This is a genomic window from Nonomuraea roseoviolacea subsp. carminata (assembly GCF_024172185.1).
Taxonomy (GTDB): domain Bacteria; phylum Actinomycetota; class Actinomycetes; order Streptosporangiales; family Streptosporangiaceae; genus Nonomuraea; species Nonomuraea roseoviolacea.
This window is the reverse complement of sequence record NZ_JAMZEC010000001.1, coordinates 4,152,925-4,168,647: the sequence shown is the minus strand read 5'-3', so window position 1 is coordinate 4,168,647 and position 15,723 is coordinate 4,152,925. Positions and strand designations below refer to the sequence as shown.

Genomic DNA, 15,723 nt, shown 5'->3' with positions numbered 1-15,723 from the left:
AGCCCGTACTACAGGCGCGTGAGCCCGATGTCGTCGCAGCCGGCGCGGCGATGTCAAGGGGGGCGGTGCGCCAGGAACAGGCCTTGGGGCCCCGAGCATCTCTCCCGAGGCCCTTCAGGTCCTCCTTGCCGATGCAGTCGAAGAGACCGAGCCGGGTCAGCCCAGTTGCTGGGCGTTCAGGCCGATGAGGCGTTCGTAGGCGGAGCTCTGGCCGGGATAGACGACCTGGATGTCGATGGGGAGGGCCGTCCCGGGATCGACGCTGTGTCCGCCGCGCTCGGGGGAGCCGAGCAGGACGGCACCGTCGGTGCCGTCGCGGAGGATCTCACCCCAGAAGGTGTCGATGAAGCTCTTGGACAGTGAGGTTCCCTCCGGCAGGCCACCGAACCCCACGGCCCATTTCATGACGCGGGTGTCCTCGGCGTGCATCGTGAGCCGGTAGGAGTAGAGGTGTCCCCCGCCTTCCGCCCAGTGGCCCCGCAGCTCCTGCTCGACCCGCAGGTTCCCCACGTAGCGGGACGCCAGCGCGGACTGGGCCTGGTCGTTCCAGGAGCCGTTCGGGCTCCCGGCCATGGGGATCGTCTGCAGATTCGCGATCGAGGTGCCCCGGTTCACCGGCAGTGAGTGCCCCTGCTGGTTGGCGGCCGAGAACAGCGTGTTGTCCTCGGTCGTGTTGTTGACGACGGCGCTCACCCCGTCACCGCTGTGGTCGAACCCGTACTCGGAGAAGTCGTTGACGTATACGCCCATGGGGATGGCCAGGATCTTGTCGCGTCCCGGGCCCTGGCCCGCGTTGAAGTTCGAGGCCCGGTAGAGACAGAAGTTGCCCTCGGGGCACGCCTCGGCTCCCTTGCCGTAGATCAGCTTCGCTTCCGTGTCGTCGCTCATGATGCTCCCGTACCGTTGAGGCCGGCGCGGCTGTCCCGGGAAGGGGTCGAACCGCGCCCGGCAGGCGGCGCAAGCAGCCGCCGGCTGTGATGTCTGTGGAAACCGTCCGCGCAGGAGACGCCCCTACCAGCGGAAACGTTTCGAGCCACAAGCGAGGTCCGCTTGGGGCCGCCGTGGTCGTTCAGCGAGTCCCTGTCGCAACTCCGCCGCCCACCACGATCGCGAAAGCCGCCGCGTCCCGGCGATGGGCGGAGATTCACCGAGGCGCGCTCAGAGCTCCATGTTGCGGATGGTGTAGGTCTCCGGGGTCGCGCGGTACTGGGCGCGCAGTCGCCTGCCGCTGGCCCCGTCGGAGGTGGAACGCTGCCCAGGAACTTCCACCGCTGGCTGGTGGAGCCCACAGCGCAGACGTACCCGTCGCTGGAGTCGAGCCAGTAGCCGTCGTAGGTGCCGTCGGCGATCTTCATGCGACAGCTCCAGCCGTCGCTCTCCTCCTGGCCGTCCACCGCATAGAAGTCCCGATAACTACTTAGAGTAGTGATACATGTTCGAAGAGTAGCTACCCAGGATCAGGACGAGCCGCACCCGAACCAGCCGGGCAAAGTAGAGCGTCTCCACAGGTGACCGGCGGCACCGGCTTCTCGCCCCGCTTCCCGAGCCCAGGCGTCAGGTCACTAGTCGGAGGGGACCGAGCACAGGGTCACCTCATTACGTCACCCAAGTCACAGACAGTAGGCCACGACGCAACTACCGTGAGATCCATGGGCAAGAAGGCTGACGACGACGAGCAGGAGCCCGCCATCTGCGGCACCTGCCTCGGCGCCCAGGGCGAGTGGATGGAGCTCAACGGAAAGAAGAACCAGGAGCGCACGTGGGTGCCCTGCACGTCATGCGACGGGACAGGGCGTCGGTGAGCGGCCTTGTCTGACCGGATCGCCTGCCCCGAATGCGAGGGACGCAAGGGCCTGCGGATCGGCGATCTGTTTCTGAGCTGCCAGTTCTGCGGCGGACTCGGCTGGGTGGGCGACACCAACGAGCCCGCCGAGCGGTCCGGGACACCGCCGGCCGGCCCTTCGCCGGTGTGGCAGCACAGGGTCTGGTCGGACCCGTACGTCGCCTCGCAACTCGACTGCCGGTACTGCCTGGGCAGCCGCCACCTCACCAGCATCGACGAGGAGGCCGGCACCATGAGGACGATCTCCTGCGTCTGCGCCCCGTCTCCTTAGGCCCCCACCTGCACCACAGGTCAGGCAGGCCGCGCGGGCGGCCTCCGTGCGCCAACGCACGATCCCCCCAGCGTCGGGCAAGATCTACGAACGCCCATATTCCTTGATCGGCAAGCACTACCGTGTGGCCATCCGCACGGCGCCGCACGCACTTGGCGCCATCAAGGAAGGACGATGTCTTGCGACAGAAAACCGCACGAGCTCGTACGGCGATGCGTGGTATGCGGAAGAAGATGCCCTGGATCGGCGCAGCAGCACTGGCATCCGGAATGGTGTTGGTCTCACCGGCCGCCGCGAATGCCGACGTGGATCCCACCGCAGGCCATGTCGGCGTGGCCGGAAAAACGCTGACCATCGACGGAAGTTACGGGGGCAACCGCATCACCATTGCCCCGGCCGCCTACGGCCGGGTGCGCATCACCGATGAGAACTACCCGCTGGTGCCGGGCGGCGACTGCATCGCCGTCACCGATCACGAAGTCGAATGCGGGCTGAGCGGCACTCCCACAGGGCTGGACGTGGACGGGCACGCGGGCGCCGATACGATCATCAACCTGTTACCCACGAGCAACAAGACGTCAGCCCGCCTCTACGGCGGCTCCGGGAACGACGTCATCTACGGCGGCCCCGGCGTGCAGTGGATCAATGGCGGCCTCAGCCCGGACGACCTGCGCGCGAACCAGGGAAAGCCGGAGAACGGCAACGACCAGCTCTTCGGCGGGTGCGCGCAGCAATGCGCGGACGGTGACGACCTCCTGGAGGGCTCGGACGGCAACGACAGCCTTTCCGGCGGCCCGGGCAACGACGACCTGCGAGGCGAGAACGGTGTCGACACATACGCCGGCGGCAGCGGTGAGGACGTCGTGAGTTACGCGGACAAGGGGGTGCAGGTCCAGGCGTCTCTGAATGGCGTCGCCGACGACGGCATCGCCGGCGAACAGGAGAACATCCCGGACGATGTGGAAGACATTTACGGTGGCTGGTCCGCCGACATCATCGTCGGCAACGACGCGGACAACACCCTGAACGGCGGCCCCGGCAGCGGGGGCGACGTCATATACGGCCATGGCGGCAACGACTGGCTCTACGGTGGCGCCGGCGCGGACAAACTCTACGGCGACTACAACAATTCCGACCTGACATACGGGAACGACTATTTGTACGGCGGGGCGGACGGCGATCTACTCGTGGGCGACAGAGGCGCCGACCACGCCCGCGAATACGACTACGACTCGGGCACCGACACCTGCCAGTCAATGGAGTTCGAGGATTACACCAAATGCGAGACCGTGCTGCCCTGGCCATAACCGGGTGGCCGATGAGCGGTTCATCGCGCGAAGACGAGCCCGCATCGAGGTGGTGCTCGGCGGGTAGCGGGCCGCGTCGGTTCAGGTGCTCGTGAATGGCGGCGGCCCTCGCGGTGTCGAGCCCGGCTGCCGGCCCCCGGACAGATCGTCTCCGGGATGGCAGCCGGGCGATCCAAGCCCGAGAACAGGGGCACTCTGTTACGTCACCCGAGTCACAGACCGTCAGCGTCGGCCCTTCGTCGGCGTGGGCAGCACGACGTCTGGTCGGACCCGCCACGGTGCTCTGCCGCGCCGCTTGCTCGGTCGCCTGGTCGAGGTAGGGCTGACTGGTTGGCTCCCCTCGCGGCATGTCAATGTTGGTGAGAAGCAAGAGCGTTCGTCGTCGCGGTGCCGTCGATTCCCCCGGCGATGACTTCACCGCCACGAGCAGGCAGCTGATCTACGTCCGGTTCAAGCCGGCTTCCAGGTGTGCCAGTGCCGTATCGATCTCGGCAGGACCGTCCAGGCCGGGATCCTGTGCCCACTGCATCCAGATCATGGCCACGATCCCGAAGACCGCGCCGATCGCGTCGCGTACGCGCGGGTCTTCAGGAGCGCAGTTGGCCTTGTCCGCCACGAGCTGACGGACCTCTGCGATCAAGCCGGGACTCCTGCGCACGTTGGCGGCCAGTAGTTCCGGCACGGTGGCCGCGAACACCTCCCGGTCGTGTCCGGCGGTGATCTCCTCCGGCGACAGGGCAGCGAAGGCCGCGCGGAACGCGCCCCGCAGCAGGGGAACCGGGGCGCCTGGCGGCTGAGCGGCCAACGCCTCGGTGAGAGGCGGGAAGCGGTCAAGGACGACCAGATGCTCCTTGGTGGGGAAATAGCGGAAGAGGGTGGCCGGAGAGACCTCGGCGGCCTCGGCGATCATCTGGGTGGTGGTGGCGTGGTAGCCCTGCTCACGAAAGAGCCTGAACGCCTCACGAAGGATCGCCTCCCGTGTCCTGGCCTTCTTGCGTTCGCGCAGCCCGTCTTCTCCCATAGGGAAACTCTACTGAGCCAATAGAGAGAGCTCACTGTCTAATGACAGTGTACTCTCAAAATCGTTCGAGGTGCGATCGGGTGGACACACCCTCAGGTCCGCACGCGCATCCAACCCCTTCGAAGCGCGGAGGCTCTTCATCATGGGCATCGACATCACCGGCCTGCATCACGTGGGCCACATCGTGCACGACATGAGCCAGGCCATGGACTGCTATCGTCGGCTTGGTTTCACCGTGGCGGCGCCCGCCTACCCCCTGCTGCCGCGTGTCGCCGGAGGAGTCGCCGAGCCGTTCGGCGTGGCCAACGCGCACGTGCAGTTCCCGCGCAACTTCATCGAGTTGGTGGCCGTGATCGACGACCCCGGCCGCATGCCCGGCGAGGCCCGCCCGACCCCGCTGCAGGTGCCCGACGACAGGCTGCCCGGACTGCTGGCGGCCATCGGCGCCACCACCGCCAACATCGCGTCGTTCCTGCAGCGGTTCCAGGGCCTGCACATCATGATCGCCGATACACCGGACATCGACGGCATCGCCGCGAGACTGACCGCAGCCGACATCGACCATGCCGGTGTGCACGCCGTGCGGCGCCCCGTCGAGACCCACACCGGCACCACGATGGAACCGGTCCGCTACCTGGAGATCTCCGCACCCGGCCTGCCCGCCGGGCGCGTGCCGGAAGGCAGGATCGGATTCGCCGAGAGCGCCCCGGCCCCACTGCGCGGCAACCAGCCGCATACCGTCCACCCCAACGGCGCGACCGGGCTCGTCGAATGTGTCCTGTGCGTCGCCGACGAGGCGCTCCCTGCACTGACGCAGCGTTATGCCACTTACTTCGGGCAGGCGCGCGACGGCCGACCGCACAGCTTCGATCGCGCGAACGTCACCGTCGTCACCGCCTCGACGCTCGGCGACCTGCTACCCGGTGAACGGCCTGCGGCCCTGCCGGCGTTCGTCGCCTGCACGGTGTCGGTACGCGACATCGCCGCCACGCGACAGTTCCTGCACGACAACGACGTCCATGTGAGCCCAACCGGCCGCGAAGAGATCTTCGTCCCCGCCAAGGCCGCGTTGGGCACCGCGATCATCTTCCGCCAGGAGGAGTGAGGGCTCGTCTCGGGGATGACGCTCGGGTAAACCAAGCCCTCGGCTCAAGGTGGCCAAGCGGCCTCGGGGTGCTCGAGGGGCGGAGCCCCTCGACCGGGGTTTGGGGCGAAGCCCCGATCAGACACAGCCTGTGCCGAAAGGCGCGAAGCGCCCCACCGGCGAAGACCATGCCTGTGAAAGCCGGGGCGTGGGGGCCGCGCCCCCACGTCAGGCGCCGATCGCGTGGATGACGGCCCGGTCGAGGCCGTGCCGGGCCCCGTCGCGGAAGGCGGTGGTGAAGTCGCGGTCGCCCAGCACCTGCCGCGACTGCTCCACGCACCGCTCGTGCCACGTCGCGTGGTACCACAGCCGGGTCGGCGAGGAGTCGACCGCCTGCCACAGGGCGTGCGCCGCCCCGAGCACCCAGGCCGCCCGCGCGTGTTCGCCGCCGGCGCAGGCGATCCACGCCAGGACCTCCAGGCACTGGGTGAGGCACCAGCGGTCGTTGATCTGCGCGGTGAACGCGGCGGCCTCGCGCACCAGCGACTCCGCCCGCTCCCGGTCGTCCAGGCTCCAGGCGGCGATGCCGAGCGAGAGCTGGGCGTAGCCGCGCGACAGGGCCGCCCGCCGCGCCTCGCACAGCGCCAGCAGCTCCTCCCCGAGCGCGGCGGCCCGCTCGGGGGCGTGGACGGAGCCGTAGGTGGCCGCGAAGTACAGGTCCAGTGCCACGCCGGCCGTGTCGTCCACGGCCCGGTGCAGGGCGATCGACTCCTCCAGCAGCTCCAGCCCCCGGCGGGCGTCGCCGGCCACGTACGCGGCGATCCCCGCGATGCGCACGACGTACGGCAGGAGGCGCTCGTCGCCGGTGTCCGCCGCGAACGCCTGGCTCTCCGCCAGCCGGGGCATGGCCGAGGCGACATCGCCCTGCCGCAGGGCGAGCATGCTGTCCACCCAGAGCGCCGTGGCGCGCGCGGCGCAGGGCTCCGGGGAGCGCTCCAGGCTGCGCTCCAGCCAGTAGCGGCCCTCGGTCAGCGAGCCGGAGGGCAGGCTGAACGACCACATCGTCCCGGCGGTCTCCAGCGCGGCGGCCCCCATGCCGGGCTCGCTCAGGGCCAGCTCCAGGGCGGCGCGCACGTTCGGCTGCTCGCGCTGGAGCAGCCGGTAGCGGTCGAGCTGCTCGGGGACGAGCTCGTCCACCCGGTTGCCGCCGACGAGGGCGTGGTAGTGGCGGACGTAGCGGCGGCGCATGGCCCGGTCCTCGTCCGGCTGGAGCCGCTCGCCGCCGTACGCGCGGATGCACTCCAGCATCCGGTACCGCATGCCGTCGTCGCAGCGCTCGCCGACCAGGACGGACTTGTCCACCAGGCCGGCGATCAGGTCGAACACCTCGGCGGCGATGCCGTCGCCCCCGCAGACCGCCTCGGCGGTGTCCAGGTCCACGCCGCCCGGGAACAGCGACAGCCGGGCCCACAGCCGCTGCTCGGCCGGCGAGCACAGCCGGTAGCTCCAGTCCATGGTGGCGCGCAGCGTGCGGTGGCGCGGGAGCGTCACGGCGCGACCGGGGGCGGGGACCTCCAGGAAGTCGTCCAGCTCGCGCATCAGCCCGTCGAGCCGCAGCGTGCGCAGCCGCACGGCGGCCAGCTCGATGGCCAGCGGGATCCCTTCGAGGCGCTGGGCCAGCCGCGCCACGGACTCGGCGTTGCGGGCGTCGACCGCGAAGCCCGGCCACACGCTGGCCGCGCGGTCGGCGAACAGCCGCACCGAGTCGTGGCGGGCGATCTCGCGCGGGGGGCCGGCGGGGTCGGGCACCGCCAGCGACGGCACCGCGAGCACCTGCTCGCCGTACACGCCGAGGATCTGCCGGCTGGTGACCAGGATCCGGACGCGGGGCGCGCCGCGCAGGATCCGGTCCACGAGGCGGGCGCAGTCCTGCAGCAGGTGCTCGCAGTTGTCGAGGACGAGCAGCATGCGCTTGTCCGACAGGTAGTCGACGAGCAGCGCCATCGCGTCGGGCCCCTCGTCGCGCAGGCCCATGCCGGCCGCGACGGTGGGCACCAGCAGGTCGCCGGTCTCCAGCAGGCTCAGCTCGATCACGTGAACGCCGTCCTTGTACGCGCCGCGCAGGCCGTCGGCGATGCGCAGCGCCAGGCGGGTCTTGCCCACCCCGCCCGTGCCGGTCAGCGTCAGCAGCCGCCCCCGGGACAGGATCTTGCGGGCCGCGGCCAGCTCCCTCCTGCGGCCGACGAAGCTCGACGCCTCCCTCGACGCCTCCTTGGCGGGATCGGACCGTGTCTGGTCACCGTCCGCCACCGGTCTCACGGCGCGCCTCCCGGTCCGGGCTCGTCCTCGGGGTGTTCCTGGCGGCCGACCCAGGACGCGATCTGCACGCGCGAGCTGAAGCCGAGCTTGCTGAGGATGTTCTCGACGTGCCCCTCGGCGGTGCGCTGGGCGATGACCAGCGCGCCCGCGATGGCCTTGTTGCTCATGCCGCGCGCGACCAGCCGGGCGATCTCCATCTCCCGCTGGGTCAGCGGCGAGGACCCGCCGCGCCGCTCGTCGCCGCGCCTGGCGTCACGCAGCGCGTACGCGACGACCTCGCCGGAGCTCATCGCCTTGCCCTTGCGGAAGGCCGTCTCGAACGCCCGGTCGCCGACGGCGGCCCGCGCCGCCGCCTCGCATGCCTCGTGGTAGGCCGACAGGCTGCCGAACAGCGGCCCGCCGAACCCCCGCCGGATCTCCTCCAGCCCGCCGAGCAGCGTCGCGGCCCGCCGCCCGTCGCCCTCCCCGGCGGCCATCCAGGCCAGGGCCTCGGCGCACAGCGCGATGCCGAGGGGGTCCTTGAACGGCTCCTTGAGCCTGATGGCCGCGCGCTCCATCTCCACCGCGCGCCGCGTGTCGCCCTGTTTCCACACCTCGATGCCGTACGTCCACAGCGTGTACGACCGGAACCAGCGTTCCTCGCGGGTCTCGCACAGGCGCAGGCAGTCCTCGAAGCTCTCGACCGCCTCGGCGGCGCGGCCGAGCAGCGACAGGGTGGTCCCGAGGTAGATGAGGGCGTTGGCCACGAGCATGTCGTCGCCGGTGGCGCGCCCGTAGTCCAGCGCCGCGCCGAGCAGCCGCTCGGCCTCGGGCAGGTCGCTCTGGAGCAGCGCGGCCAGCCCCTCGACGTACGCGGCACCCCCTTCGGCGGTGTCGTCGCCGAGCGTGCGGGCGAGTTCGCGGTACTCCTTCAGCAGGCCGGCGGACACGGCGAAGTCGCTCTGCAGCACGGCGATGCGCGCGTTGACGCCGAGCGCCCACAGCCGGCCCGGCACCGGGGCGGGGTCGGCGGCGAGCAGGTCGTCGAGCCAGCGGCGCGCCTCGCGCGGCGCGTCGGCGGCGATCCAGTAGAAGCGCAGCGCCGCCGCCAGGATCACGCCCTCCTGGGCCTCGCCGGGCGTGGACAGGCAGTGGTCCAGGGCGGAGCGGAGGTTGTCGTGCTCCAGGCGCATGCGCTCGTACCAGCTCACCTGGGCGGGGGTGAACCACTCGTGGTGCATCCGGGTCGCCAGGTCCACGTACCAGGCGCGGTGGCGGCGGCGCAGCTCGGCCTCCTCGCCGGACTCGCGCAGCCGGTCGCGGCCGTACTGGCGGATGGTCTCCATCAGCCGGAAGCGCACCATCGGGCCGTGCTCCTCGCGCACCAGGATGGACTTGTCGACCAGGCCGATGATCACATCGACGATCTCCTCGGGGGCGAGGCCGTCGCCGGAGCAGACGTGCTCGGCCGCCTCCAGGTCGACGCTGCCGGAGAAGACCGACAGCCGGGCCCAGAGCAGTTGTTCCTTGTCGGTGCACAGGGCGTGGCTGTAGTCGATGAGCGCTCTGAGGGTCTGCTGGCGTGGCAGGCGCGCCCGGGAGCCCGTGGTGAGGAGCCGGAAGCGGTCCTCCAGCCGGGCGAGGAGCTGGTCGGCGGAGATGACGCGCAGCCGCACGGCGGCCAGCTCGATGGCCAGCGGGATGCCGTCCAGGCTCCGGCAGATCCGCGCCACGGTCTCGCGGTTGTCGTCGGTGATCTCGAATTCGGGCACGACGGCCTGGGCCCGCTCGGCGAACAGCCGCATCGCGTCGAACCGCTCGGCCGGCTCGCCGCCGGGGCGCGTGCCGTTCGTCCTGGGAACCGGCAGGGCGGGCACCACCATGGTCTGCTCGCCCGCGGCGCCGAGCGCCTGCCGGCTGGTGGCCAGGATGCGCAGGCCGGGCGCCGCGCGCACGAGCGTCGCGGCGAGGACGGCGCAGTCGTGACGCAGGTGCTCGCAGTTGTCCAGCACCATGAGCGTCTGCCGCCCGCGCAGGTGGTCGGTGAGGACCTCCATGGGCTCGCGGGAGGAGTGGTCCACGATGCGCAGGCTCTCGATCATCGCCTGGGCCAGCACCCCGGGGCTCTCCAGGGCGGCCAGCTCGACCAGGCAGACCCCGTCGCGGAAGGCGCGCTGCACCTCGGCGGCGACGCGCAGGGCGAGCCGGCTCTTGCCGACGCCGCCCACGCCGACGAGCGTCACCAGCCGGGAGCCGGCCAGCAGTCGCTTGACCTCGGCGATGTCGTGCCGGCGGCCCACGAAGCTGGTCAGCTCGGCCGGCAGTCCGGTGGCGCTCCAGCTGTCAGTTCCCCGTGACGTCATGACTGCTCCACGACCCGATGACCGGTCCCCTCCTCGTCGTCGCCGGCCGTCAACCTCAGCGTACGCCTCTCCCGGAGCCGCCTCCCGGGGTCGCCGCAGGTCAGAGCCACGACAAAGATTCGATCTTGCGCATCGCCGACGGGTTGGTACCGTCGTGGTCAGGAGCGGTCAGGATCGCCGGTCACCCGGGGGGACACATGACGGACACCTCGCTGATGCCGCTGCACATGCGCCGCGACGGCTTCGCCCCCGTCCCCGAGCTGGGGGCGCTGCGCGACGAGGAGGGCGTCCGGCGGGTCATGACCCCGTTCGGCGTGGAGGCGTGGCTGGTCACCCGCCACGCCGACGTCCGCGCGGTCCTCGGCGACGCCGAGCGCTTCCCGCTGGCCCAGATCGGCCTGGCCCGGCTGCCCGGCGCGCCGCCGGTCAGCGACGAGGAGCTGGCCGTGCTGCGGGCGGGCAACCTGCTGGCCCACGACCCTCCGGAGCACACGCGGCTGCGGCGGCTGCTGACCCCCGAGTTCACGCTGCGCCGGATGCGCCGCCTGGAGCCGCGCGTCACGCGCATCGTCGAGGACCACCTCGACGCGATGGAGAAGGCCGGTCCGCCGGCCGACCTGGTGCAGGCGTTCGCGCTGCCGATCCCGTCGCTGGTGATCTGCGAGCTGCTGGGCGTCCCGTACGACGACCGCGAGGGCTTCCAGCACCGCACCAGCCGGATGCTCGACGTGTCGGTGCCCGTCGAGCAGCGCGTGAAGCTGCAGATCGAGTCGCGCGCCTACATGTCGGGGCTGGTCGAGCGGGTGATGGCCGACCCCGGCGAGGAGCTGCTGGGCATGCTGGTGCGCGAGCACGGCGACGAGCTGACGCCGGCCGAGCTGGCCGGCATCGGCAGCCTGCTGCTGTTCGCCGGCCACGAGACCACCTCGAACATGCTGTCGCTCGGCACGCTGGCCCTGCTGCGCCACCCCGACCAGCTCCGGCTGCTGCGGGAGGAGCCCGAGCGGGCCGACGCCGCGGTGGAGGAACTGCTGCGCTGGCTCAGCATCGTCCACTCCGGCACCAGCAAGGTGGCCGCCGCCGACACCGAGATCGCCGGGCGGACGATCCGGGCGGGCGAGCTGGTCATCTGCGCGCTGCCGGCCGCCAACCGCGACCCGGGCCTGCTGCCCGACCCCGACGCGCTGGACATCACGCGGGGCGCGCCGGGCCACGTGGGCTTCGGGCACGGCGTCCATCACTGCCTGGGCGCGCCGCTGGCCCGCATGGAGATGCGGATCGCGTTCCCGGCGCTGCTGCGCAGGTTCCCGGAGCTGCGCCTGGCCGAGCCGGGGCCGTCCTTCCGCTCCTTCCACCTCGTCCACGGCCTGACCGCGCTGCCCGTCACCTGGTGAGCGGGGCCGCTACGGCTCGGTGACCTCGGCGACGTCCACCCGGTGGTGCCGGTCGCGCAGCCGCTGGATCGCCTCTTCCGGCGCGCGCGAGTCGACCACGATGATGTCGAACGCCTCCAGCGGGGCGACGCGGTGCAGGGCCACCCGGTCGAGCTTGGTGTGGTCCACCGCGAGGACGCAGCGCGTGCCGGAGGCGAGCATGGCCCGCTTGACCAGCACGATCTCCTGCTCCTGGTGGAAGGCGTGCCGGTCGGACACGGCGGAGGTGGAGACCACGACGGTGTCGGTGTTCATCGCCTCGACCGCGTCGACGCAGGCCACCCCGAGGAACGAGTCGTGCGTCGGGTAGTACTCGCCGCCGAGCGCCATGAGCCGGATGCCGGGCACGGGCGCGAGGAGCCGGATCGCCTCCAGGAAGTTGGTCACCACGGTCAGCGGGGTGACCTCGCCCAGATGCCGGGCGACGGCCAGCGCGGTGGTGGAGTCGTCGAACATGACGGAGCTGCCCGGCTCGATCAGCCCGACCACGTGCCGGGCGATCGCCTCCTTCTCCGCCGTCTGGGCGGTCTTGCGGTAGGCGATGTTGCTCTCGAACACGCTGGACGCCTGCGCGCTGGCCCCGCCGCGGAACTTGCGCACCATGCCCTGGCTCTCCAGCAGGTCCAGGTCGCGGTGGACGGTCATCACGCTGACCTCGAAGATCTCGGCGAGCTCCGTCATCGAGACGGAGCCCTGGCGCATGACGTGCTCGGCCATCGCCTGGCGCCTGCTGGCCCCACCGGCCGCGCGTGGACGCGACTTCACTGCTGGCGCTCCCATGTCTGGATGTCGATGTCTGGATGCTCGTACCGTGAATGGACATGCCGCGTACGGCCGAGTTCGTTACGGGGACTCAATCTCTCACACCCTTGACACCTCGGGGAGTGGCTCATAGTCTCCACGCAACATCACAAGTTCACACTCTTTAGCGTTAGATTTAACGCTCCTCCCAGGATGTTGTCAGACTCGCCTCACATCTTGGACCCTCCCGATTAAAACGTTCGCATAACAGCCCACACCCCCCGCCCGCGTGGGACCTGCACGGAGGAGACCCCCATGACCGACCTACGCGAAGCCAGGATGAGCCGCGTCCAGTTCTTCCGCATGATGGGCGGGCTGGCCGCGGCCGCCGCGGCCAGCGCCGCCTGCTCCACCAAGCCGCAGACCACCACCGCGCAGGGCCAGCCGGCCGCCACACAGCTCAAGTTCGTCGGCGTCGCCGACCAGAAGGCCGCGATGGACGAGCTGGTCGCCGCCTACAAGCAGGTCAAGCCCGCCGTCTCCCTCACCACCACCTTCGCCCCCACCGACCAGGTGCAGACCTCGGTGCGCACGCAGCTCGGCGCCGGCAACGCCCCCGACCTGCACGTCGTCTACCCGGGTGACGGCAGCGCCATGTCGATGAGCCAGATCGCCAAGGCCGGGCTGCTCGCCGACCTGTCCGACCAGGCGTGGACCCAGACCATCCCGACCGGGTTCAAGCCGGCCTTCCAGAGCGACGGCAAGACCTACATGTACTCGGCGGGCTCGTCGGTCATCGGCGCCGTCTACAACACCAAGGCGTTCCAGAAGGCCGGCATCGACGCGCCGCCCACCACGTGGACCGAGTTCCTCGCCGTGTGCGACAAGCTGAAGAAGGCCGGGATCACCCCGATCGCGCTCGGCGCCCAGACGCCCTGGGTCACCCAGCTCATCACGTACGCGCTCGTCCCCTCCACCGTGTACGCCAAGGACCCGACCTTCGACGACAAGCAGCGCGCCGGGCAGACCAGCTTCGCCCAGTCGGGCTGGCGCCAGGCCATGGAGATGTACCTGGAGCTGCAGAAGCGCGGCTTCTTCAACGACAACCCCAACGGCACCACCTTCGAGCAGCAGACCTCCATGGTGGCCACCGGCAAGGCCGGCATGGCGATCCAGGTCTCGGCCGTGCTGCCCGACTTCCGCAAGTCGGCCACCAGCCCCTCCGACCTGTCGATGTTCCCCGTGCCCGGCGCGGACTCCGCCGACCAGGTGTGGATCCCCGCCGGCGTGGTCGTCGGCCTCGGCGCCTCGGCCAAGGGCAAGAACGTGGCCGAGGCCAAGGCGTTCATCGACTTCCTCGGCAAGCAGGAGAGCATCAACCGCTGGGCCAAGGCCATCTCCGCCATCCCGCTCACCCAGGACTCCAGCTCCACCATCGACCCGGCCGTGCAGTCGTTCCTGCCGTTCACCAAGGACCGCGCCGTCCCGTTCATGGACCAGCGCTGGCCGAACGCCGAGGTGCAGCCCGTGCACTTCGCGGTGATCCAGGAGCTGCTCGCCGGAAAGATCAAGATTGACGACGCCCTGAAGAAGATGGACGAGGCATACGCCAAGTGACCGCGAACATCGCCCGCGGGAGCCTTCCCTCCACGGCCCGCAAGCCGTGGAGGAGGTTCAGCTCCCTCTCCCCGTCGTGGGTCTTCGCCCTGCCCGCCCTGCTCGTCTACGCCGCGGTCGTGCTCTACCCGAGCCTGGCCGGCATGGTCTACGCCTTCACCGACTGGAGCGGCATCGGCGCGGACAAGTCGTTCGTCGGGCTGGCCAACCTCACGGCCATGTTCCACGACGAGCAGGCCATGGGCTCGATCGGCAACACGCTGCTGCTGACCGTGACGATCGTCGCCGTGCAGAACGGCGTGGGCCTGCTGCTCGCGCTCGGCGTGCACGTGAGGCTGAGGAGCCGCGCCGTCCTGCGGGTGGTGTTCTTCGCCCCGGTGGTGGTCAGCCCCGTCATGGTGGCCTTCCTGTGGAAGTACATCTACAACCCCGACCCGGCCGCCGGGCTCAACGGCCTGCTCGGCACCCACGTCGACTGGCTCGGCGACCCGTCGATCGCGCTGTGGTCGATCGCGGGCACCGTGGTGTGGCAGTACGCGGGCTACTCGATGGTCATCTTCCTGGCGGGGCTGGAGGGGATCCCGCCGGAGCTGCACGAGGCGGCCATGATCGACGGGGCCGGGACGTGGCAGCGGTTCCGGTACGTCACCTGGCCGCTGCTCGCGCCGTCGCTGACCATCAACCTGATGCTGTCCACGATCGGCGGGCTCAAGCTGTTCGACCAGGTCTTCGCGGCCACGAACGGCGGCCCCGGGTACGCCACCGAGACGCTCTCGACGGTCCTGTACAAGCAGGCGTTCGTCTTCGGCAAGTTCGGCTACAGCACGGCGATCGCGCTGGTGCTGGCGCTGTTCGTGGCGGCCGTGTCGATGGTGCAGCTCTACTATCTCCGCAACCGTGAGGTGGCCCAGTGAAGCGGACGTTCCTGCTGGAGATCGTCATGGTCGCCGTGGCCGTGGCGTTCCTCTTCCCGGTGTACGCGCTGATCACGCTGTCGTTGAAGGACCCGGCGCAGATCGCGCACAGCCCGCTCTCGCTGCCCGCGCCGCCCACGCTGGACAACTTCGGCAAGGCGTGGACGGCCGCCGCGCTCGGCCCGTCGCTGGTCAACAGCACGGTGATCACCGTGGTCAGCCTGGTCGCGCTGGTGGCGCTCGGCTCGTTCGCGGCCTACTACCTGGCCCGCGCCAAGAGCCGCATGGGCTACGGGCTGTACATCCTGTTCCTGCTCGGCATCGTGCTGCCGTTCCAGCTCGGCATGATCCCGCTCTACCAGCTCGTGTCCGACCTCGGGCTCATCGGCTCACACACCGGGATGATCGTCTTCTACACGGGGATCCAGCTCCCGTTCACCGTGTTCCTCTACACGGGCTTCATCCGGGCCCTGCCGCGCGACTACGCCAGCGCCGCGCAGATCGACGGCGCCTCGCACTTCACCGCGTTCACCAAGGTGGTCTTCCCGCTGCTGCGGCCCATCACGGGCACGGTGCTGATCCTCAACGCCGTGTTCATCTGGAACGACTTCTTCACCCCGCTGCTGTACCTCGGCGGGTCGGGCTTCGAGACGATCCCGGTGAGCGTCTTCGCGTTCGTCGGCCAGTACGTCTCCGACCACGGCCTGGTCTTCGCCGGCCTGGTGCTCGGGGCGTTGCCGGTCGTCGTCGCGTTCCTGCTGCTGCAGCGCTACGTCATCAAGGGCTTCGCCAGCGGTCTCAAGGGATGAGCGGGCGTCCGGTCCCGCCTTC

13 protein-coding genes are annotated in these 15,723 nt (G+C 70.2%); 8 read left to right on the top strand and 5 right to left on the bottom strand.

All coding sequences use genetic code 11. The features are described from left to right. Nucleotides 1-156: 156 nt before the first annotated feature. Nucleotides 157-888 (bottom strand): peptidase inhibitor family I36 protein, encoded by a 732-nt coding sequence (locus HD595_RS19500; protein WP_253771038.1) that lies wholly within the window; start codon nt 886-888, stop codon nt 157-159. A gap of 761 nt (nt 889-1,649) precedes the next feature. Between HD595_RS19500 and HD595_RS19495 the strand changes: the two genes are divergently transcribed. From HD595_RS19495 to HD595_RS19485, 3 genes are all read left to right on the top strand, one after another. Continuing rightward, complete coding sequence (locus HD595_RS19495) at nt 1,650-1,802, top strand: hypothetical protein (RefSeq protein WP_253771036.1); 153 nt, start codon at nt 1,650-1,652, stop codon at nt 1,800-1,802. Nucleotides 1,803-1,808: 6 nt separating this feature from the next. Further along, on the top strand, nt 1,809-2,114 hold the full coding sequence (locus HD595_RS19490) for a hypothetical protein (protein ID WP_253771034.1): 306 nt from the start codon (nt 1,809-1,811) through the stop codon (nt 2,112-2,114). A gap of 221 nt (nt 2,115-2,335) precedes the next feature. Further along, nucleotides 2,336-3,421, top strand: coding sequence for a calcium-binding protein (locus tag HD595_RS19485; protein WP_253771032.1), 1,086 nt, complete (start codon nt 2,336-2,338; stop codon nt 3,419-3,421). Nucleotides 3,422-3,860: 439 nt separating this feature from the next. Here HD595_RS19485 and HD595_RS19480 read toward each other — a convergent pair whose 3' ends face one another. Further along, the gene (locus HD595_RS19480) at nt 3,861-4,442 is read right to left on the bottom strand and encodes a TetR/AcrR family transcriptional regulator (protein WP_253771030.1); all 582 of its coding nucleotides are present in this window, start codon (nt 4,440-4,442) and stop codon (nt 3,861-3,863) included. 142 nt (nt 4,443-4,584) lie between these two features. Between HD595_RS19480 and HD595_RS19475 the strand changes: the two genes are divergently transcribed. Further along, complete coding sequence (locus HD595_RS19475) at nt 4,585-5,547, top strand: VOC family protein (RefSeq protein WP_253771028.1); 963 nt, start codon at nt 4,585-4,587, stop codon at nt 5,545-5,547. Between the two features lie 207 nt (nt 5,548-5,754). On the opposite strand, the gene HD595_RS19470 is transcribed toward HD595_RS19475, so the two are convergent. After that, a complete protein-coding gene (locus tag HD595_RS19470) occupies nt 5,755-7,845 on the bottom strand; it encodes an ATP-binding protein (protein WP_253771026.1) in 2,091 nt (696 codons plus the stop codon). Then, nucleotides 7,842-10,187, bottom strand: coding sequence for an ATP-binding protein (locus tag HD595_RS19465; protein WP_253771024.1), 2,346 nt, complete (start codon nt 10,185-10,187; stop codon nt 7,842-7,844). Before HD595_RS19465 ends, HD595_RS19470 begins: the two co-directional genes overlap by 4 nt. Before the next feature lie 197 nt (nt 10,188-10,384). Here HD595_RS19465 and HD595_RS19460 point away from each other — a divergent pair, with 197 nt between their 5' ends. Then, nucleotides 10,385-11,581 (top strand): cytochrome P450, encoded by a 1,197-nt coding sequence (locus HD595_RS19460; RefSeq protein ID WP_253771022.1) that lies wholly within the window; start codon nt 10,385-10,387, stop codon nt 11,579-11,581. Between the two features lie 9 nt (nt 11,582-11,590). Here HD595_RS19460 and HD595_RS19455 read toward each other — a convergent pair whose 3' ends face one another. Next, complete coding sequence (locus tag HD595_RS19455) at nt 11,591-12,385, bottom strand: DeoR/GlpR family DNA-binding transcription regulator (protein ID WP_253771020.1); 795 nt, start codon at nt 12,383-12,385, stop codon at nt 11,591-11,593. A gap of 291 nt (nt 12,386-12,676) precedes the next feature. On the opposite strand from HD595_RS19455, the gene HD595_RS19450 reads away from it, so the two are divergent. Genes HD595_RS19450 through HD595_RS19440 form a run of 3 tightly spaced genes read left to right on the top strand, consistent with a single transcriptional unit; the run spans nt 12,677 to nt 15,701 of the window. Next, a complete protein-coding gene (locus HD595_RS19450) occupies nt 12,677-13,978 on the top strand; it encodes an extracellular solute-binding protein (protein WP_253771018.1) in 1,302 nt (433 codons plus the stop codon). After that, nucleotides 13,975-14,892, top strand: a complete 918-nt coding sequence (locus HD595_RS19445) for a carbohydrate ABC transporter permease (RefSeq protein WP_253771016.1) — start codon at nt 13,975-13,977, stop codon at nt 14,890-14,892. The genes HD595_RS19450 and HD595_RS19445 overlap by 4 nt, the downstream gene beginning before the upstream one ends. Further along, nucleotides 14,889-15,701, top strand: coding sequence for a carbohydrate ABC transporter permease (locus HD595_RS19440; protein WP_253771014.1), 813 nt, complete (start codon nt 14,889-14,891; stop codon nt 15,699-15,701). Before HD595_RS19445 ends, HD595_RS19440 begins: the two co-directional genes overlap by 4 nt. Nucleotides 15,702-15,723: the final 22 nt, after the last annotated feature.

Bases quoted from the DNA above. Each gene is read 5' to 3' on its own strand.
- HD595_RS19450 (WP_253771018.1), top strand. From the start codon at position 12,677: ATGACCGACCTACGCGAAGCCAGGATGAGCCGCGTCCAGTTCTTCCGC.
- HD595_RS19465 (WP_253771024.1), bottom strand. From the start codon at position 10,187: ATGACGTCACGGGGAACTGACAGCTGGAGCGCCACCGGACTGCCGGCC.
- HD595_RS19495 (WP_253771036.1), top strand. From the start codon at position 1,650: ATGGGCAAGAAGGCTGACGACGACGAGCAGGAGCCCGCCATCTGCGGC.
- HD595_RS19480 (WP_253771030.1), bottom strand. From the start codon at position 4,442: ATGGGAGAAGACGGGCTGCGCGAACGCAAGAAGGCCAGGACACGGGAG.
- HD595_RS19485 (WP_253771032.1), top strand. From the start codon at position 2,336: ATGCGGAAGAAGATGCCCTGGATCGGCGCAGCAGCACTGGCATCCGGA.
- HD595_RS19500 (WP_253771038.1), bottom strand. From the start codon at position 888: ATGAGCGACGACACGGAAGCGAAGCTGATCTACGGCAAGGGAGCCGAG.
- HD595_RS19460 (WP_253771022.1), top strand. From the start codon at position 10,385: ATGACGGACACCTCGCTGATGCCGCTGCACATGCGCCGCGACGGCTTC.
- HD595_RS19475 (WP_253771028.1), top strand. From the start codon at position 4,585: ATGGGCATCGACATCACCGGCCTGCATCACGTGGGCCACATCGTGCAC.